The sequence below is a fragment of the Dactylosporangium sp. NPDC005555 genome (assembly GCF_040605635.1).
GTDB lineage: Bacteria > Actinomycetota > Actinomycetes > Mycobacteriales > Micromonosporaceae > Dactylosporangium.
Genome location: NZ_JBEXDG010000001.1, coordinates 1 through 17,944, shown reverse-complemented (window position 1 = coordinate 17,944; position 17,944 = coordinate 1). Strand labels below are relative to the sequence as shown.

Genomic DNA, 17,944 nt, shown 5'->3' with positions numbered 1-17,944 from the left:
CAGACTTCCCGGTATGCGCGTCTATCTAGGTTCGGACCACGCCGGCTATGAGCTGAAGGTGCACCTCGCCGGCGCCCTGCAGCTGCAGGGTTACGAGGTCGTCGATGTCGGCCCGGCGAAGTTCGACCCCGACGACGACTATCCCGTCTTCTGCTTCCACACCGGCGCCCGCGTCGTCGCCGACCCCGGCAGCCTCGGCGTCGTCATCGGCGGCTCGGGCAACGGGGAGCAGATCGCGGCCAACAAGGTCCCCGGCGTCAGGGCCGCCCTCGCGTGGAACCTGGACACGGCCCGTCTCGGCCGCGAGCACAACGACGCGAACATCGTCGCGGTCGGCGCCCGGCAGCACACCCTCGACGAGGCCACGTCGCTGGTCACGGCGTTCCTGTCGACGGCCTTCTCGGGCAACGAGCGGCATGCCCGCCGGATCGCGCAGGTCCTGGAGTACGACACGACCCGCGTCCTCCCGCCGCTTCCCGACGCCTGATCGCCCGTTGCCGACCGGCTGACCTGGCTGCCGTCGCGGCCACATCAGCTCAGGTGCGGGCGGTGGCCCGAGCGTCCGTTCGCGTGGCGCCGGGTCGGGTGCGGAGGCGGTGGCCCGGGCGTCCGTCGCGTGGCGCCGGGTCAGGTGCGGGGGCGGTGGCCCGGGCGGGTGAGCTCCTCGCGGGGCACCCAGCCCCGGCGGATGATCTGCAGGTCACGGTCGGCGGCCGCGAGGTCGTCGTCGGTGGGCCGGGCCGCGTCGCGGGCGCGCATGGCCGCGGAGACGCTCACCTGGGACGCGCCGCCGCCGACGAGGCCGCGCAGGCCCCGCTCCGACACCACCTCGTCGTGATGGTGGTGATGGTGGTTGTCGTGGTGGTGGTGATGGTCGGGATCGCGGTCGTGGTCGTCCTTGCCGTGACCCGCCGCGTGCCCGGCCGGCGGGTGATCGGCGTCCGGCGGCTCGGGGTCGTGGACGTTGGCTGTCATGGCGAACGCACCCGACAGCTCCGCCAACTGCGCGGGACTCGGCGGCGCGGGGCTGGTCGGCGCGGCACTCGGGACCGGCGCTGTGCTCGGGGCCGGCACTGTGCTCGGGAGCGCTGCGGCGCTCGGGAGCGGCGCAACGCTCGGGGCCGCTGTGATGTCCGGGAGCTTCTCCGTGGCCGGGCCGGGTGAACCGCCGGGGGGCTCGTCCGCCGCGGGCCCGGGTGGCCCGGCCGGGGCAGCCGGGGGCGGCGCCGGTGCGGCCGGAGGGCCCTGGGCGGGCTGGGTGCTGACCGGCGGATGGATCGGTGGCCGGGGCACCGGTGGATGAGGCTTGACCACGGGGGTCTCCTCGATGTGCGCTTCCTGCACCAGCTCGTCCACTGCCGCATTGTCCGACGGGGTGGGCGTCTCCGGTGCCGACGGGTCCGCGGCGGACGGCTGGTGATGCCGCATGCGGCGCCGCCGGCGCTGGATCCCACCCACATCACAGACCCTACCCGCTCCACGCCCCCCGGCGGAGGGATCAGAAGATCTCGATCGATGACGGGGTGACGTGCCAGCCGAAGGCGGTGCTGGTGGCGGCCACCGCGCCGGGGCGGTGCTCCTGGACGCGGCCGGTCGCGGCGAGCGCGCCGAGCTTCGTGCCGCCGAGGTACGCCGCACCCAGCTCCGTCACGTCGCAGGTCAGGTCGGCCGGGGCGTCGGTCGGCGAGCAGTTGACCAGGGCCCCGCCGGCGCCGGCACGCAGCCGCCAGCGGCCCGCGTTGGCGGGCAGGAGCGCGTCGGTGACCTCGAGGACGACGTCGACGGGCGCCGCGTACTTCCGCGATGTGAGCGCGCGGGGCAGGTCGACGATGCGGACCCAGAGGCCGTCGCCGACCTTGCCGCCGAGGCGGCGGGGCTCCTCGACCAGGTGGAAGATCTCCTCGTCGACGCCGGAGAGGCCCTTGACGACGGAGCGGGTCAGGTCGACGCCGAGCAGGAAGCGCCACAGCGCCGCCGCCGCGTCGGGGGTGACGGCGACCAGCTCGACGACGTTGACCTCGCCCTTCGGGCCGTTGTCGTCCCAGTCGTTCTTGATGCGGTACTGCGTGTACCCCTGCACGATGCCGCTCTGGTCGCTGTACAGGACGGCGCGGGTCGCGGTGTGTCCCTCGCGCCGCTTCTCGGGGTCGCTCGTGAGGTGCGTCCACCACGTCTCGTCGCGGCTGGACCACCCGGGGCGTCCGGCGAGCGCACGGTCGTACACCTCGGACAGCTCCTTGCGCGCCTCGGACGGCACCGCCGCACGCAACGTGCCGGTCCCGGTGCCGGCGGTGCCGCGGATCGCGACCTCACGGCGGTCGGCGCGCAGGGTGACGTTCTGTGAGGCGAGACCGTAGCCGAACCGCTGGTAGATGCGCCCCTCCGACGCCCACAGCACGGCGACCGCCTCCGGCACCCCGGTCAGCTGCCCGGTCATCATGCGGCGCAGGAGGCCCTTGCGGGTGTGCGTCGCGGCGACCGACACGCCGGTGACGTGGGCGGCGGGGATCACGGCACCCGGCACGGTGAGATCCCGGGTGAAGACGCCGGCGGTGCCGACGATCTGGCCGTCGAGCTCCGCCAGGGTGTACCGCGCGGGATCGATGACCGTGCGGATCGTGTCGGTCGGATCGGGGTCGCCCGGGACGTTGAACGCTGTCCGGATCACCCGGCTGAACGCGTCGAGATCGGCGGGGGTCGCGGCACGCAGCGTGTAGACGGTCACGCAGTCGTGTCTACCTCGTGACCTCCGTTGAACGCGACCGATTTCGCACGCTGGTTACTCTCGGAAGTGATTGCAGCGGTATCCGGGGGCGGAAACTTCATCTGGGGGGAGTCGCACGATGACGCAGGGTGCGTTGCTGGACCTCGTGTGTGGTCCGGCGAGCCCTTTGCCGGAGACGTTCCAGCGCTACCGGCTCGTCGCCCACCTGGGCTCGGGCGGCCAGGCGGACGTCTACCGAGCGGTGCGCATCTGCGGTGGGGTGACGTCCGCGCCGATGACCGTGAAGGTGTTCCGCATCGACCCGCAGCGCCCGATCGCCGACGAGCTGCGGTCCTGGGACAAGGGCGACGCCGCGCTCATGGACCTCAACAACCGCGGCGTCGGCGGCATCTGCCGGCGCGCCGACGGCTTCTACGGGCCGCCGCCGCACCGGCCGGGGGAGCGCGCGGCGCCGGGCGACGCCGTGCCGTACCAGGTCTACGACTATCTGCACGGGGTCAATCTGCGCGAGTACATCGCGCAACGCTCCGGCATCGCGCCCGGCGGCCGACGGCTCAACGCCGTCGCCGCGCTCAAGACCCTCGGGTCGGTCCTGCAGGCGCTGCACCACCCGCAGCAGTCCGGCGCGACGGCCGTCCTGCACATGGACGTCAAGCCGTCCAACCTCATGGTCCTCGCGACCGGCGAGGTGCGCCTGATCGACTTCACCGGCGCCCGCTACTTCCGCGAGGAGGAGATCACCCAGATCGCCTACACCCCGGAGTCCGGCGGCCCGGAGGCGTTCGGCGGCGTCAAGCACGTCGGCCCCGCGTATGACGTGCACGGCTACGGCGCGGTCGCGTACTTCATGGTCACCGGCGCCTACCCGCGCGTCGACGGCCGCACCGACCAGCGCAACCCGCACGAGGCGTCCCCGCCGCAGTGGAACGTGCTGCGCCGCCACCCGCTGCTGGAGCGCATCCCGGCGCTGCGCGACCACCTGCACGCGCCGCTCGCCGACCGCCCGTCCGAGCGCCCCGACACCCGCGAGCTGCCCTCGTGGCTCGCGCACCTGGCGGAGCTCGTCCGCCGGTCAGGCCTGCCCGACGTCGGCTGCGACTGGGTCGAGCCCGAGGCCTCGGAGACGTCCCGCGCCATCGGCCGAGCCAGGCCGTCGGTCACGGGGACGGAGACCGACGCGTACCAGCGGATCGAACGCCTGGAGAGGGAGCTGGTCGCCCTGCGCTCCGCCACCTCCGCCATCTCGGCCCCGACCGCCTTCCACACCTCGGTGCCGGTCTCCGCGCCGCCCGTCTCCGCGCCGCCCGTGTCGGGCGTGCCCGTCTCGCCCGGCGCCACGGGGGTCGCCGTCTCCGACGCCGGGGTGCCGCAGATGCGCGGCCGGGCGAAGGTCATCCACCGTCCCGCCCCCGACCCGACCGGCATGATGCCCGTCGAGCCCGAGAACGACCGCCCCGTGTACCGCCCGGAGCCAGGCGAACGCGCCCGCACCCTCAAGATCGGCTGGGAGCTGACCGGCACCGGCGCGTTCATCGCCTTCATCTGCTGGGGACTGTGGGCCCTGGACAGCGACGGCAGCCTCAGCGGCCCGTTCTTCGCCTTCCTGGTCGTGCTCGCCGTCGCCGTCGGTGTGTTCGCCCTGACCCGCCTCGTCGGCCGCCTCGTCCTGGAGCAACGCTTCGGCCGGGTCCGCCGCAGCGCCAAGGGCGCCCACGCGCTGACGGGCCTCTTCCTCGCCGCCGCGGGCATCGCCTACCTGCGCGAGGTCGGCTGGTTCATGCAGTTCTGGACCTGGCTGACGGGCCTGTCCGGGTGAGACGCTGGCGCCGCCGCGGTCGTGCCCCGCACACCCTGGAAGGGCTCATCAACTTCCGCGACCTCGGCGGCCTGCCCACGACCGGCGGCGGCGCGGTCCGCCCCGGTCGCCTCTTCCGCAGCGACTCGCTCGCGTACGCCACGCAGGCCGACGTCACCCACCTGGTCGACGACCTGAGGGTGGCCACGGTCATCGACCTGCGCGGCGAGTTCGAGGTGACCCACCTGGGCCGCGGTGCCTTCGCGAGCGCCCCCGTCTCCTACGTCTCGGCCCCGATCGCCGACGTCAGCGGCGCCGAGGACCTGGTCGGCCACTACGTCGCCATGCTCACCGAGAAGGGCGATGTGCTGGCGGGGACGGTCCGCCTCCTGTCCTCGACCTCCGCCCTGCCGGCCGTCTTCCACTGCGAGGCAGGCTGCGACCGCACGGGCGTCCTGGCCGCTGTGGTGCTGAGCCTGCTCGGCGTGCCGGACGAGGCCATCGCCGCGGACTACGCGGCCACCGCGACCGCGATGCCGCGGATCCACGAGCGGGTCTCCGAGGTCGTCGACCGCCTAGGCCTTCCACCCCGCCCCGCTTCCGTCCTGGACTGGACCCCGCAGGCCGCGATGATGCTGCGCATGCTGGAGCTGGCGAAGGACCGGTGGGGCTCGATCCAGGACTGGGCTCACACGTACGGCCTGAAGGACGACGACCTGTCCGCCCTGCGAGCGGCACTGGTCGCCTGACGCCCGGCGGGCAGGAGCGACGAAGGCCTCGACGCGGTCGGTTGCCGATACGCGTGTCCGGTGCCGGACCCCGCCTCGCACGTTCGTCTGCGGACGCTGTCCGGCCGCTGCGTCACGCGGCGCGCCAGCGGGCGCGGTCCTCACCCGCCTTGCGGGTGCAGCGCATCAGTTTGCCGGTGGAGGTGTGGCCGGTCGCGCCTTCGGGGGAGCAGAACGCACCCGCGTGGACGATGTTGCCGCCGCCTCCTGCCGGGGCGGTCGTCTTCGGGGCGGCGGGTTTCGTCGTGGGTTTCGTCGCGGCTGTCGTCTTCGGTGCGGGCGCTGCGGTGGCCGGGAGCGACGCCGGCGCGGCCGTCACGACAGCCGACGCGGACGGTGAGGGCGACGGGGACGGCGATGAGGACGGAGACGGAGACGGTGACGCGGATGCGGAGCCGGCAGCGCCGAGAGGCTGCGCGTCAGGCTTGGCGGTGGAACCGCAGCCGACGAGGGTGAGCAGGATGATCACGGCGGCGGTCAGGCGGCGACGGCTCATGGGGTGATCCTGCGCTGTGGGTGGCGGGCGGCTGATCGGCTGTGCGGGTGGCATGGAGATCACGTTCAGTCAGGTGTGCGGCACGTTCGGACACCCGTCGATCGTTCCGGCGTCCGGGGGTCACAGATCCGGGGAGGATGCCGCGCTGGTCCAGCGGACCGGGAAGACCCCGAGACGGGCCTCGTGGACCGGGTCGCCGGAGGCCTCGTGGTCGGGATGCTTCGCGCAGCGGACCGGGACGTCGCCGGTGGCGGTCGGGGTCAGCTTCACAGCGGTGCAGGTGATGATCTCCATGAGCCGGAACCCTAGTCGAACACGCGTTCGAAATCAGCTCGATCATGGAATTGACCAGGGAGAACGTCCGCTACGTGCCGCAACGTCCGATCATTGGCATGCGGTGGCGCGGGCATGCAGGTACCGGCGCAGCGGCAAACTCCCGGTGAGCTCCGCGGCCCTGATGTAGGCCTCCCTGGCGAAGGCCGGCGAGCCGGACATCTCCAGCAGGTGGCCCCGGACCGCGTGGAAGCGGTGATCACCGTGCAGGGAGGACAGCGACGACAGCAGGGCCAGGCCCGCGGCCGGGCCGGTGGCCATCGTGACCGCGACAGCGTGGTTCAGCGCGACCATCGGGTTGTCGGTGAGGGTGAGCAGCACCTCGTACAACGCGACGATCTGCGGCCAGTCGGTCTCCGCCGCGGAGGGGGCCTCGTCGTGCAGGGCCGCGATCGCCGCCTGCAGCTGATACGGGCCGACGGGTCCGCGGGGCAGCGCCGCCGTGACGAGGGCGACGCCCTCGGCGATCGCCGCGGCGTCCCACAGGGTGCGGTCCTGCGCGTCCATGGGCACGGGGGTGCCGTCCGGCGCGGTGCGGGCGGCCCGGCGCGCGTCGGTGAGCAGCATCAGCGCGAGCAGCCCGGCGACCTCGTTGCCGAAGGAGTCGGGGGGCAGCAGCCGGTGCACGAGCCGGGTCAGCCGGATCGCCTCCGCGGCCAGGTCGGGCCGGTGCAGGTCGGAGCCGGCGGTGGCGGCGTACCCCTCGTTGAACATCAGGTAGAGCACGTGCAGGACGGCCCCGGAGAAGGCGTCCGGCAGGGCGAACGGCACCCCGCTCGCCTTGATGCGCTGCTTCGCCCGGGTGATGCGACGGGCCATGGTCGCCTCGGGCACCAGGAAGGCCCGCGCGACCTCGGCGGTGCTCAGGCCCCCGACGGCCCGCAGGGTCAGGGCGATCTGGTCGGGCGGGCTCAGCGACGGGTGGCAGCACATCGCGAGCAGGATGAGGCTGTCGTCGGCGCCGGCGGCCGACGGTGGTGGCGGCACCCATTCCGCCTCGCGGCGCATCCTGGCGGACTCGCTGCGCAGCAGGTCCGTCAGCCGGCGGGACGCGACGGTGATCAGCCAGCCGCGCGGCGAGTCGGGGACGCCGTCGGCCTGCCACTGCGCGGCGGCCGCGATGAGGGCCTCCTGGACGGCGTCCTCGGCGTGGTCGAAGTGCCCGTAGCGGCGCACGAGCGCACCGAGGACCTGCGGCGCCAGCGAGCGCAGCAGGTCCTCGAGGGACTGCTCAGAGACCGATCTCATCGGCGGAGTCGATGATCGGCCGCACGTCGGCGTACGCGGTCGTGGCCACCGACGACGGCGCCGGGCATTCGCCGAGCCGGGCGGCGATCTCGGTGGCCCGGTCGAAGCTGTCGACGTCGACGATCCAGTAGCCCGCGAGGACCTCCTGCGTCTCCGCGTAGGGCCCGTCGGTGACCAGGGCGGGCACGCCGCCGATCCGGCGGGTGTGCACCGGCGCGCCGAGCGCGCGGGTCTCGACCAGCTCGCCGGACGCCTCGAGGTCCTGGTTGAACTTCGTCATGAACGCGCCCATCGCGGCGAAGTCCTCGCCGGTCCAGACGGGGTCGTTGCCGGGCTTGCCGGCCATCTCGTCGTAGTCCCGCTGCGACGCGTACGTCAGGATCATGTACTTCACGGTCACTCCTCTCGAACGGCACCGTCCATCGGTGACGCCGGAGACGTCGGAGCGGGTGTGCCGTCCCGGACAGCGTCGCCGAGAAACTTCATCACGGTCTCGCCGAACCGCGACGGGGCGGTGCTGTGGACGCGGTGCCCGACCGCCAGGGTCACGAGGTCACATCGCGGGATGAGCGCCGCCACCTCGGCGAGCCGCGCCGGCGCGACATGGCTGGTGGGGCCGCCGGACAGCAGCAGGGTCTGCGCCGTGATGCGCGGCAGCGCTTCCCACCAGCCGGGATGTGCCTGCCGCAGCTGCGCGATCGCTGAGGTGAGGGCCAGCCGGTCGTACCGGCGGCGAGGATCGGCCGTGCCGATGGACAGCAGCAGCAACCGGCCCAGCGGCAGCCGGCCCTCGTCGTGCCGCGGCGGCGCCGGCGGGTCCTCGAGCACCAGCCGCGTGACGCGTTCCGGCTGCTCCTGCGCGACCAGCGTCGCCGCGAACCCGCCGAGCGAATGCCCGACGAGCGTCACCGCATCGAGACGGAGCCCATCGAGCAGCGCGATGACATCGTCGCGGTGGGATTTCAGCGTGTACGGGCGGGAGCGCGGGCTCCTGGCATGGCCGCGCAGGTCCGGTGCCACGACCCGGTATCCGGCGGCGACCAGCGCCGGGGTGAACCTGTCCCAGGTGGCGCCGCTGCTGCCCCCGCCGTGCAGCAGGACCACGGCGGGCGCGTCGCGTGGCCCCTCGTCGCGGTGGTGCAGGTCCACTACGTGCCGAACTGGTCGGCGAAGTCGTGCAGGGAGCTCACCAGGCGGGTCATCGGGATCGGCCGCCGGCTGATCTCGGCGATGTCCTTGCCCTCGGCGGTGAACAGCGGCGGCAGCGTGTGCAGCCCGGCGTCGAACGGGACCGCGGCCACCTCGTCCTGCCAGCCGGGCCAGCGCCAGCTGAGGTAGAACTGGTCGATCGCGCCGCTGAGCATGCCGTACAGCCAGTCGGTGTACCCGAGGCCGAGGTCCTCCCAGCCGAGGGTGTCGGGCGCGAAGTAGTGGATCGACGGCGACGGTCCGTCACCCTGCCGCCACACGAACTCGCCGCCCATCACGTCCTGCGCGACGACGAGACCGGCGCCGGTGAACCCGGCGTTGACCGCGTGGATGTCCGGCAGCCGCCGCTCGGGATGCCCCGAGCCCAGGATCCGCAGCCAGCCGTCGTCGACGACCAGCCCGCCCGACAGGTACACCAGCGAACCCAGCCACGACTTGGTGGTGACCTGGAGTCGTTGCAGGCAGGAAGCCGCCCGATCGGGATCTGTCGGCAGGACCTCCACCGCGAACGGTGACCCGCTGACCGCCGCCTCGACCTCGGCCCAAGCCGACCGGTCCTCGGAGATCAGCTCGGCGAGCGAGCGCATGCCGCAACTGTACGACGATGTTCCCGGACGTACACGAACGACGGATTTCCGCGGTGAATGACGGTCACTCACGTTTCTCGCCCTGTTCCGGCGCGGATACTCAGAGTCACTATGTCGAACATGACTCGCCGCTGGTTGATCACCGGATGCTCCACGGGCCTTGGTCGCGCCCTCGCCGAGGCCGTCGCCGCCTCCGGTCAACAGGTCCTCGCCACCGCCCGCCGCCCGTCGACCCTCGAAGACCTCCGGGACGCCCACCCACGCACGCTCGCCACGTGCGCGCTCGACGTCCGCGACCCGGACGACTGCCACAACGCGGTGCACGCCGCGGTGGCCCGCTTCGGCGGCATCGACGTCCTGGTGAACAACGCCGGCTACGGCCACTTCGGCGCCGTCGAGGAGGTCACGGACGATGAGCTTTCCGCCCAGTTCGCCACGAACCTGTTCGCCCCCTGGCGCCTGACCCGCATGGTCCTGCCCCTGATGCGCGCCCAGGGCCACGGCGACGTCGTCATGGTCTCCTCGACGGCGGGCCGCCTGGCGCACCCGGGCCTCGGCGCCTACACGGCCGCCAAGTACGCCCTTGAAGGCATGGTCGAGACCCTGTCCCAGGAACTCGCCGGCACCGGCGTTCACGTCGTCGCCGTCGAGCCCGGCATGTTCGCCACCGAATGGGGCAGCACGCTCACCGAGTCCCGCCACATCGACGCGTACCACGACGTCACCGCCCCCATGCTCGCCGGCTCCCGCGCCATGAAGGAACTGCCGATGGCGAACCCACCGTCGCTGTTCGCCTCGGAGGTGCTGCGCCTCATCGCCTCGGACGAACGCCCCACCAGACTCCCGATCGGCGCCGACGCCTGGCAGGCACTCCTGGACGCCGCCCAGCGCGAGCACACCGCCCTTCTGAACGCCCGCCCCGTATCTGTCTGACCTGCCCTTTTCACGGTTCGGCTGCGGTACGGACGGTGCCCCGGAAGCGCTCTGCCAGCCGTGGCCCGCGACAACCCGGCGGATCGCTGGTCTCCTAACCCCAGCGATCCACCGGGTAGTTCGCGGGCCAGGGTCGTCACGGTGACCGCGCAACCTGTCACGGAAGTGTCGGCCGGGCGAACGTCCGCAACAGCGTTCAAGCGGCGGAACCCGGGCTCCGGCACCGCGATGGGCCAAGGGTGAGACGCAAGATCGCAGAGGTGAGACCAGAGCGGCTCTGACCTGCAAGAAGAGTGAAGAGCGGGCGATGAGAATCGAACTCACACCGTCAGTTTGGAAGACTGAAGCTCTGCCATTGAGCTACGCCCGCGTGCGCCCGGTCGTCCCGGGTGCGCCTCCAAGCGTACCGAATCCTGTCCCGAAGGACAGACGGCGGGTCCATGCAGTGCGACACCGCCATACCGAGCGGCGGACTGTCGGACCCAACGCATACACTTGCCGACGCACAGCACCGGGGTGTAGCGCAGTTTGGTAGCGCACTCGCTTTGGGAGCGAGGGGCCGTGGGTTCAAATCCCGCCACCCCGACCGGGACACACCAGGCAGCCGCCAGTCCACCCAGCCGTTGGAGCGGCTGACCGCGACCCATGAGGAGAAGTTCTGTGAAGAGCACCGTCGAGACCCTGAGCCCGACGCGCGTGCGGCTCGAAATCGAGGTGCCGTTCGCCGAGCTGGAGCCCAGCTTGAAGAAGGCCTACCGGGAGATCGGCTCGCAGGTCGTGATTCCCGGGTTCCGCCGCGGCAAGGTGCCGACCGCCGTGATCGACCAGAGGGTCGGTCGGGGCGCGGTGCTCAACGAGGCGGTGCAGGAGGTCATTCCGACGCAGATTCTGGCCGCGGTCCGCGAGCACGAGGTGAAGACGCTGGGCCGGCCCGAGGTGGAGATCACCGAGTTCGCGGATGGGCAGCCGCTCAAGTTCACCGCCGAGGTGGACGTGCGGCCGGAGATCGTGCTGCCGGACCTGTCGGCGATCGAGGTGACGGTCGACGCGCTCGTGGTGAGCGAGGACGACGTCGACGAGCAGCTCAAGGGGCTGCGCGACCGGTTCGCGACGCTGAAGACGGTGGAGCGGTCGGCGCTGGTCGGCGACTTCGTGCAGATCGACCTGGTCGCGACCGTGGACGGCGAGGAGGTGCCGGGCGGCTCCGCCAACAACATCTCCCACGAGGTCGGCAGCGGCCAGCTGGTGCCCGGTCTGGATGACGTGCTGGTGGGGATGTCGGCCGGTGAGTCGACGACCTTCACCACGCAGTTGGTCGGTGGCGACTTCGAGGGGCGCGACGCCGAGGTGTCGGTGTCGGTGAAGTCGGTCAAGGACAAGCAGCTGCCGCCGGTCGACGACGAGTTCGCGCAGCTGGCGAGCGAGTTCGACACGCTCGAGGAGCTCAAGGGCGACCTGCGCACGCGGCTGAGCCGGGTGAAGCGGATGGAGCAGCTCTACTCGGCCCGTGACCTGGCGCTGAAGGCCGTCATCGAGGCCACCGAGGTCCCCGCGCCGGAGGGCGTGGTCAAGGATGAGGTGGAGTCGCGCAAGGAGTCGATGAACGACCAGCTCCAGCGCATCGGTGCGTCGTTCGAGGACTACCTCTCCACCGAGGGCAAGACCGAGGAGGAGATGGACGCCGAGCTCAACGAGGCGGCCACCGAGGGCGTGAAGGTGCAGCTGGTGCTCGACACCCTGGCCGACGCCGAGGACATCCAGGTCAGCGACGACGAGTTCGGGCACGAGATCGTGCACCGGGCGCAGCGCGCGGGCGTCGGTCCGCAGCAGTATTACGACCAGCTGGTCCAGGCCGGTGTCGCCGGCGCGGTCTTCGGTGACGTGCGGCGGGGCAAGGCGCTGGGTCTGGTCCTCGAGCGGGTGAAGATCGTCGACTCGGAGGGCACCGCGCTGGCGCTGGACGACCTGCGTGGGCCGGCCGACGACCACGAGGGCCACGACCACGGCGACCACGAGGGTCACAACCACTGACCTGAGCGACCGGGCCCGGCGGAGACGTTACGGGCCCGGTCGACCACGGTGCGCTCATAGCGAAATGCGGTGAGCATGGGAAGCTCCCGCTCCCAACACCGGTTAGGGTCGGCAAGTACAAGACTCTTGCGAAGGGCTGCCATGACCGACCTGCATATTCCAGCGTCGCCAGTCAGTCCCGCGCCCGCGGGGCGCGGTCGGGGCGCGGACACGAGCCTGACGCTCGACGACTCGGTGTTCAACCGGCTGCTCAAGGAACGGATCATCTTCCTGGGTAGCGAAGTCAACGACCAGGTCGCCAACCGGATCTGTGCCCAGATGCTCCTCCTCGCCGCCGAGGACGAGGAGCGCGACATCTGGCTCTACATCAACTCGCCCGGTGGCTCCGTCTACTCGGGCATGGCGATCTACGACATCATGCAGTTCGTCACCAACGACGTGGCGACGGTCGCGATGGGCATGGCGGCGTCGATGGGCCAGCTGCTGCTGTGCGCCGGCGCGCCGGGCAAGCGGATGGCGCTGCCGCACGCGCGGATCATGATGCACCAGCCTTCGGGTGGCATCGGTGGCACGGCCTCGGACATCGCGATCCAGGCCGAGCAGATGCTCTACACCAAGCGGATGTTCCAGGAGCGGGTCTCGTTCCACACGAGTCAGAGCCTGGAGCAGATCGAGTCCGACTCCGACCGCGACCGCTGGTTCACCGCCGAAGAGGCGCGCGACTACGGCTTCATCGACAAGGTGATCACCGGGGCCCAGCAGGCTCCGGAAGGCGCCGGAACCCTGGCTTGAGGAGCGAAGCGATGACCGACCTGAGCCTGCCCCCGGCGATGCGCGAGGTGCACAACCGTTACATCCTCCCGTCCTACGTGGAGCGCACGTCGTATGGGATCAAGGAGACCAACCCGTACAACAAGCTGTTCGAGGACCGGATCATCTTCCTCGGCGTGCAGATCGACGACGCGTCGGCCAACGACGTGATGGCGCAGCTGCTGACGCTGGAGAGCAACGAGCCGGACCGCGACATCATCATGTACATCAACTCGCCCGGTGGCTCGTTCACGGCCATGACGGCGATCTACGACACGATGCTGTATGTGCGGCCGGACATCCAGACGGTCTGCCTCGGCCAGGCCGCCAGCGCGGCCGCGGTGCTGCTCGCCGCCGGCACGCCCGGCAAGCGGCTCGCCCTGCCGAACTCGCGGATCATCATCCACCAGCCGGCCACCGAGGGCGGCTACGGTCAGGGGTCCGACATCGAGATCCAGGCCCGCGAGATCATGCGGATGCGCACGAATCTCGAGGAGATGGTGTCCCGGCACACCGGGCAGACGATCGAGAAGGTCCGCAAGGACATCGACCGGGACAAGATCCTGACGGCCGACGAGGCCAAGGAGTACGGTCTGGTCGACAACATCCTCGTCAGCCGCAAGAAATCGGCGCTGGTCGCTTCCGGGGCGTAGCCCACGCGATCCACGGTCGGCCCGCCTCACCTCACGGTCTGGCGGGCCGATGTGGCCCTCCGGAAAGACACCACCGCTCAGGGGGTCGGAATACTGCCGACCACCAGGTAACGTCGAGGCAGCACCGAGCAACACGCAACGAAGCAAGACGCAAGCGACAGCGCGGCACCATGCGCGCGGCGCCGAGAGCGGCGAAGGCACGACGCGATCCGGGCAGTCAGTCCGGCCGAAGGCAGGGAGATCGTAGGTGGCACGGATCGGCGACGGCGGCGACCTACTGAAATGTTCCTTCTGCGGCAAGTCGCAGAAGCAGGTGAAGAAGCTGATCGCAGGACCCGGCGTCTACATCTGCGACGAATGCATCGATCTCTGCAACGAGATCATCGAGGAAGAGCTCGCGGAGTCGGGTGACGTCAAGTTCGACGAGCTGCCCAAGCCGATGGAGATCTGCGCCTTCCTCGATCAATACGTGGTCGGTCAGGACCAGGCCAAGAAGGCCCTCGCGGTGGCGGTCTACAACCACTACAAGCGGGTCCAGGCGGAGTCCGGCGGCAGCTCGGGCAGCGACGGCGTGGAGCTGGCGAAGTCCAACATCCTGCTGATCGGCCCGACGGGCTGCGGCAAGACGCACCTGGCACAGACGCTCGCCCGGATGCTCAACGTGCCGTTCGCGATCGCGGACGCCACGGCGCTGACGGAGGCCGGCTATGTCGGTGAGGACGTCGAGAACATCCTGCTGAAGCTGATCCAGGCCGCGGACTACGACATCCGTCGCGCCGAGACCGGCATCGTCTACATCGACGAGGTCGACAAGATCGCCCGCAAGTCGGAGAACCCGAGCATCACCCGGGACGTGTCCGGCGAGGGCGTGCAGCAGGCGCTGCTGAAGATCATCGAGGGCACGGTCGCCAACGTGCCGCCGCAGGGCGGCCGCAAGCACCCGCACCAGGAGTTCATCCAGATCGACACGTCCAACGTGCTGTTCATCTGCGGTGGCGCCTTCGCGGGACTCGACCGGATCGTCCAGGCCCGCGTCGGCAAGGGCGGCACCGGCTTCGGCGCCAACCTGCGCTCGATCACCGACCGCACCATGGACGACAGCTTCGGCGACGTGATGCCGGAGGACATGCTGAAGTTCGGGCTCATCCCCGAGTTCATCGGCCGTCTCCCCGTCATCACCAGCGTGAAGAGCCTCGACCGCGACGCGCTGGTCAAGATCCTCACGGAGCCGCGCAACGCGCTCGTCCGGCAGTATCAGCGGCTGTTCGAGCTCGACGGCGTCGAGCTGGAGTTCAACGCCGAGGCCCTCGAGTCGATCGCCGACCAGGCGATCCTCCGCGGCACCGGCGCCCGCGGGCTCCGCGCGATCATGGAGGAGGTCCTCCTCAGCGTGATGTACGAGGTGCCCAGCAACCCCAACATCGCCCGTGTCCTGATCACCCGCGAGGTGGTCCTCGAGAAGGTCATACCGACCATCGTCCCGCGCGACCTCGCCGCCCACCGGGCCGGCCGCCGCCGCGCGGACCGCGAGGAGAAGTCGGCCTGAGGCCGGGGCCACAGCCGGAGCAGTCACCACACGCCGTCCACCCCCACCGGGTGGGCGGCGTGTCGCATGTCGCATTGGCTGCCGCGGTACCGACGGATCCCAGCTCAACATGAGGAAACCCTGGCTGAGCGACGGATTGGCGACGGAAAACGCGGTGGCGGGTCGCTGAGGCAACCCATATCGTTGCCGACGTGTTGTCACTCATCTTCGCCGCCACGTCCGCGCTCATCTGGGGTGCGGGTGACTTCGCCGGCGGCAAGGCGAGTCAGCGCACCAACTCGTTCGGCATCGCGCTCGTCGCCGAGCTGGCCGGCATCCCGCTCGTCGTCGGCTGGCTGCTCGTCACCCGGCCGGGCATGCCGGCCGTCGCCGACCTCGTCTGGGGCGCCGTGGCGGGCGTGGTCGGTGTAGCCGGACTCGTCGTCTTCTACCGGGGGCTCGCCGGTGGCGCCATGTCCGTCGTCGCACCGCTGACCGCGACGACGACCGCCGCCGTGCCGCTGCTGCTCGGCCTCCTCCTCGACCGCCGCCCGTCGGCGCTCGCCCTGACCGGCGCGGTGCTCGCGGTCGCGGCCATCACGCTCGTCAGCGCCGGGCCGACCGGCGGCGTCAGGATCTCCAGGAGCGTGATCGTCGCCGCGCTCGGCGCCGGGCTGCTGTTCGGCGGGTACTTCACGCTGATCGCGCAGACGTCGCACGAGTCCGGGATGTGGCCGCTGCTGTCCGGGCGGGTCGTCGCGGTGATCGGCCTCCTCGCCGCGATGCGCGTCATGCGGGTGCCGCTGAAGATGGACCGCTCGTCCGTCGCGCTCGCGAGCACCGCGGGCGTGTTCGACGTGACCGCCAACGCGTTCTACCTCATCGCCGTCCGCGGGGGGATGCTGAGCATCACGGCGCCGATCGCGTCGCTGTACCCGGTGAGCACCGTCTTCCTCGCGATGGTCGTCGACCGGGAGCGGATGCGGCCGCTGCAGATCACCGGGCTCGGTCTCGCCGCCGCGGCCCTCGTGCTGACCGCCGCCTGATCGATAGGCTGAGGGTATGCGCGTAGCGGTGTGTCAGCTCAACGCCCGTGACGACCGGGCCGAGAACCTGAGGGTGGCCAGGACCCTGCTGGAGCGTGCCGCGGCGGGCGGCGCGGATCTGGCGGTGCTCCCGGAGTACGTGGACTACCTCGGCCGCGCTGACGGGGCGCCGAAGCCCGAGCCGATCGACGGAGAGTTCGCGGCCTTCTTCGCCGACGCGGCGAGGGAGCTCGGGATCTGGGTGCACGCCGGCTCGTTCCACGAGATCGGACCGGACCCCGCGCACACGTACAACACGACGCTCGTCTTCGACCGCCAGGGGGGGCTCGCCGGCACGTATCGCAAGATCCACCTGTATGACGTCGAGATCCCCGGCCGGGTCTCCTATCAGGAGTCCGCGACCGTCGCGCCCGGCACGCAGACCACGCTGGTCCCGATCGACGGGGCCGTCGTCGGCTTGTCGATCTGCTACGACCTGAGGTTTCCCGAGTTGTACCGGCAGCTGGCCGTCGACGGAGCGACCGTCCTCGTGGTGCCTGCCGCGTTCATGTTGCACACCGGACGGGACCACTGGGAGCCACTGCTGCGCGCCCGGGCGATCGAGAACCAGTGCTATGTGCTCGCCGCCGGGCAGGTCGGCAACCACGACCCGGACCGGACCTGCTTCGGGCGCAGCATGGTGATCGACCCGTGGGGGAGCGTCATCGCCCTGGCGCCGGATGTCGTGGGCGTCACGTTCGCGGATCTCGACTTCGCGCGCCTGGGGGAGATCCGGGCCACGCTGCCGAGCCTGGCGAACCGCCGGCTCGTCTGATCGGGTCCGCCTACCTGCCGTGTCACGCGCCCCGTCAGGCACTCGCTTCGTCAGGCCTGGCGGGCGCTGAGGATGCCGAAGACGGTGATGCCCACGATCGCGGCGCCCGTGATGAGCAGCACGGTCCGCATTCTCGACGGTCCGCGGAGCGCCAGCCGATAGGTGGCGACGACCAGGACCAACGCCACGACGACGCCGATGACGAGCTGCCACAACGGGAAGAGCATCTCCAGCAGCGCGTCCGCACGGGGGCTAGGCATCATGCCGTCATCCTCCCTGTTCCGGGAGACCGGCGCACGGCCGATTTGACGCAGGTTCGCCATTCCCCGTACGGTTCTCCAGGTCCGAGGGACTGGTCGGAAACGACCGGTTCGCCGGACTTCTGCTTGGGTGGTGCGGTAACAACCGGTCTCGACCGGATTTGCGAACGCGAAGCCGGCCAGGTAGGTTGATCCAGCCGGCAGGGAGCCGGGCGGGTGAGAGCCGAGAGGCTCGAGCCGGCCGGTCCAGCCGGAATTCCCAGCACGACACCACACCGGAAACGGTGCGGCTGGCGTGTGCGGGAAACGTTCCAGAAGGTCGACAAGCGGATAACGCGAGCTTGACAGGACGGAACGGACTGGTAAAGTAATAAAGTCGGCAGGGAGCCGGGCGGGCAAGCGAGCGTAATGCTCCAGTGCCGGTCGGTCCTACCGAATCTCCCGAAACAAGATCACCGGAAACGGTGCTGTTGTTATGCTCGGGAAAGCCGCTTGAAGTTGAATTGCCCGGAAATACGGACTTGACAACGGCGAGCGACCTGGTAAAGTAGAGAAGTTGCCCCGGATGAAGCAAACTTCACTAAGTGAGCTTCAGCGGTGTGTGTTGGTTGTTTGAGAACTCAACAGGGTGCTTGTTAAGCCAGTGCCAATTGATTGACCCCGTGCCGCGGTCTTTGGATCGTGGGCGGAG

At 70.6% G+C, this 17,944-nt stretch carries 19 protein-coding genes and 2 tRNA genes; 11 read left to right on the top strand and 10 right to left on the bottom strand.

The genetic code is table 11. The features are described from left to right. Positions 1–13: 13 nt before the first annotated feature. Positions 14–487 carry a ribose-5-phosphate isomerase gene (locus ABZS58_RS00105; protein WP_354775924.1) on the top strand — a complete coding sequence of 158 codons (474 nt, stop codon included), beginning with the start codon at positions 14–16 and terminating at the stop codon, positions 485–487. Positions 488–627: 140 nt separating this feature from the next. Here the strand turns inward: ABZS58_RS00105 and ABZS58_RS00100 are convergent, their stop codons facing one another. Together ABZS58_RS00100 and ABZS58_RS00095 are read right to left on the bottom strand one after the other, a co-directional pair. Beyond that, positions 628–975: a hypothetical protein gene (locus ABZS58_RS00100; protein ID WP_354775922.1), complete on the bottom strand. Its 348-nt coding sequence runs from the start codon at positions 973–975 to the stop codon at positions 628–630. Between the two features lie 523 nt (positions 976–1,498). Next, entirely contained in the window at positions 1,499–2,725 is a 1,227-nt protein-coding gene (locus ABZS58_RS00095) for a GNAT family N-acetyltransferase (protein WP_354775920.1), read from the bottom strand. 118 nt (positions 2,726–2,843) lie between these two features. Here ABZS58_RS00095 and ABZS58_RS00090 point away from each other — a divergent pair, with 118 nt between their 5' ends. Together ABZS58_RS00090 and ABZS58_RS00085 are read left to right on the top strand one after the other, a co-directional pair. Continuing rightward, positions 2,844–4,541 carry a hypothetical protein gene (locus ABZS58_RS00090; RefSeq protein ID WP_354775918.1) on the top strand — a complete coding sequence of 566 codons (1,698 nt, stop codon included), beginning with the start codon at positions 2,844–2,846 and terminating at the stop codon, positions 4,539–4,541. Next, entirely contained in the window at positions 4,538–5,269 is a 732-nt protein-coding gene (locus ABZS58_RS00085) for a tyrosine-protein phosphatase (RefSeq protein WP_354775916.1), read from the top strand. The genes ABZS58_RS00090 and ABZS58_RS00085 overlap by 4 nt, the downstream gene beginning before the upstream one ends. 112 nt (positions 5,270–5,381) lie before the next feature. Here the strand turns inward: ABZS58_RS00085 and ABZS58_RS00080 are convergent, their stop codons facing one another. From ABZS58_RS00080 to ABZS58_RS00055, 6 genes are all read right to left on the bottom strand, one after another. Beyond that, positions 5,382–5,804 (bottom strand): hypothetical protein, encoded by a 423-nt coding sequence (locus ABZS58_RS00080; protein WP_354775914.1) that lies wholly within the window; start codon positions 5,802–5,804, stop codon positions 5,382–5,384. Positions 5,805–5,924: 120 nt separating this feature from the next. Beyond that, positions 5,925–6,098 (bottom strand): hypothetical protein, encoded by a 174-nt coding sequence (locus ABZS58_RS00075; protein WP_354775912.1) that lies wholly within the window; start codon positions 6,096–6,098, stop codon positions 5,925–5,927. 90 nt (positions 6,099–6,188) lie between these two features. Further along, positions 6,189–7,385 (bottom strand): sigma-70 family RNA polymerase sigma factor, encoded by a 1,197-nt coding sequence (locus ABZS58_RS00070; protein ID WP_354775910.1) that lies wholly within the window; start codon positions 7,383–7,385, stop codon positions 6,189–6,191. Next, positions 7,369–7,770, bottom strand: coding sequence for a YciI family protein (locus ABZS58_RS00065; RefSeq protein ID WP_354776762.1), 402 nt, complete (start codon positions 7,768–7,770; stop codon positions 7,369–7,371). The genes ABZS58_RS00070 and ABZS58_RS00065 overlap by 17 nt, the downstream gene beginning before the upstream one ends. An 11-nt stretch (positions 7,771–7,781) precedes the next feature. Further along, positions 7,782–8,534 carry an alpha/beta hydrolase gene (locus tag ABZS58_RS00060; protein ID WP_354775908.1) on the bottom strand — a complete coding sequence of 251 codons (753 nt, stop codon included), beginning with the start codon at positions 8,532–8,534 and terminating at the stop codon, positions 7,782–7,784. Then, on the bottom strand, positions 8,534–9,181 hold the full coding sequence (locus tag ABZS58_RS00055) for a DUF2625 family protein (RefSeq protein ID WP_354775906.1): 648 nt from the start codon (positions 9,179–9,181) through the stop codon (positions 8,534–8,536). Before ABZS58_RS00055 ends, ABZS58_RS00060 begins: the two co-directional genes overlap by 1 nt. A gap of 120 nt (positions 9,182–9,301) precedes the next feature. Between ABZS58_RS00055 and ABZS58_RS00050 the strand changes: the two genes are divergently transcribed. Then, a complete protein-coding gene (locus ABZS58_RS00050) occupies positions 9,302–10,114 on the top strand; it encodes an SDR family oxidoreductase (protein ID WP_354775904.1) in 813 nt (270 codons plus the stop codon). A gap of 299 nt (positions 10,115–10,413) precedes the next feature. On the opposite strand, the gene ABZS58_RS00045 is transcribed toward ABZS58_RS00050, so the two are convergent. Next, a tRNA-Gly gene (locus ABZS58_RS00045) sits at positions 10,414–10,484 on the bottom strand. Between the two features lie 142 nt (positions 10,485–10,626). Between ABZS58_RS00045 and ABZS58_RS00040 the strand changes: the two genes are divergently transcribed. From ABZS58_RS00040 to ABZS58_RS00010, 7 genes are all read left to right on the top strand, one after another. Further along, positions 10,627–10,700 (top strand) — tRNA-Pro (locus tag ABZS58_RS00040). A gap of 74 nt (positions 10,701–10,774) precedes the next feature. Next, positions 10,775–12,145, top strand: a complete 1,371-nt coding sequence (tig, locus tag ABZS58_RS00035) for a trigger factor (protein ID WP_354775902.1) — start codon at positions 10,775–10,777, stop codon at positions 12,143–12,145. 141 nt (positions 12,146–12,286) lie between these two features. Continuing rightward, positions 12,287–12,937 (top strand): ATP-dependent Clp protease proteolytic subunit, encoded by a 651-nt coding sequence (locus ABZS58_RS00030; protein WP_354775900.1) that lies wholly within the window; start codon positions 12,287–12,289, stop codon positions 12,935–12,937. An 11-nt stretch (positions 12,938–12,948) separates the two neighbouring features. Beyond that, on the top strand, positions 12,949–13,608 hold the full coding sequence (locus ABZS58_RS00025) for an ATP-dependent Clp protease proteolytic subunit (RefSeq protein WP_354775898.1): 660 nt from the start codon (positions 12,949–12,951) through the stop codon (positions 13,606–13,608). 247 nt (positions 13,609–13,855) lie between these two features. Continuing rightward, positions 13,856–15,154, top strand: a complete 1,299-nt coding sequence (gene clpX, locus ABZS58_RS00020; protein ID WP_354775896.1) for an ATP-dependent Clp protease ATP-binding subunit ClpX — start codon at positions 13,856–13,858, stop codon at positions 15,152–15,154. 191 nt (positions 15,155–15,345) lie between these two features. Then, positions 15,346–16,179 carry a DMT family transporter gene (locus tag ABZS58_RS00015; RefSeq protein WP_354775894.1) on the top strand — a complete coding sequence of 278 codons (834 nt, stop codon included), beginning with the start codon at positions 15,346–15,348 and terminating at the stop codon, positions 16,177–16,179. A 16-nt stretch (positions 16,180–16,195) separates the two neighbouring features. Then, the gene (locus ABZS58_RS00010) at positions 16,196–16,993 is read left to right on the top strand and encodes a carbon-nitrogen hydrolase family protein (RefSeq protein WP_354775892.1); all 798 of its coding nucleotides are present in this window, start codon (positions 16,196–16,198) and stop codon (positions 16,991–16,993) included. A 50-nt stretch (positions 16,994–17,043) separates the two neighbouring features. Here ABZS58_RS00010 and ABZS58_RS00005 read toward each other — a convergent pair whose 3' ends face one another. Next, complete coding sequence (locus tag ABZS58_RS00005) at positions 17,044–17,256, bottom strand: hypothetical protein (RefSeq protein ID WP_354775890.1); 213 nt, start codon at positions 17,254–17,256, stop codon at positions 17,044–17,046. Between the last annotated feature and the right edge of the window lie 688 nt (positions 17,257–17,944).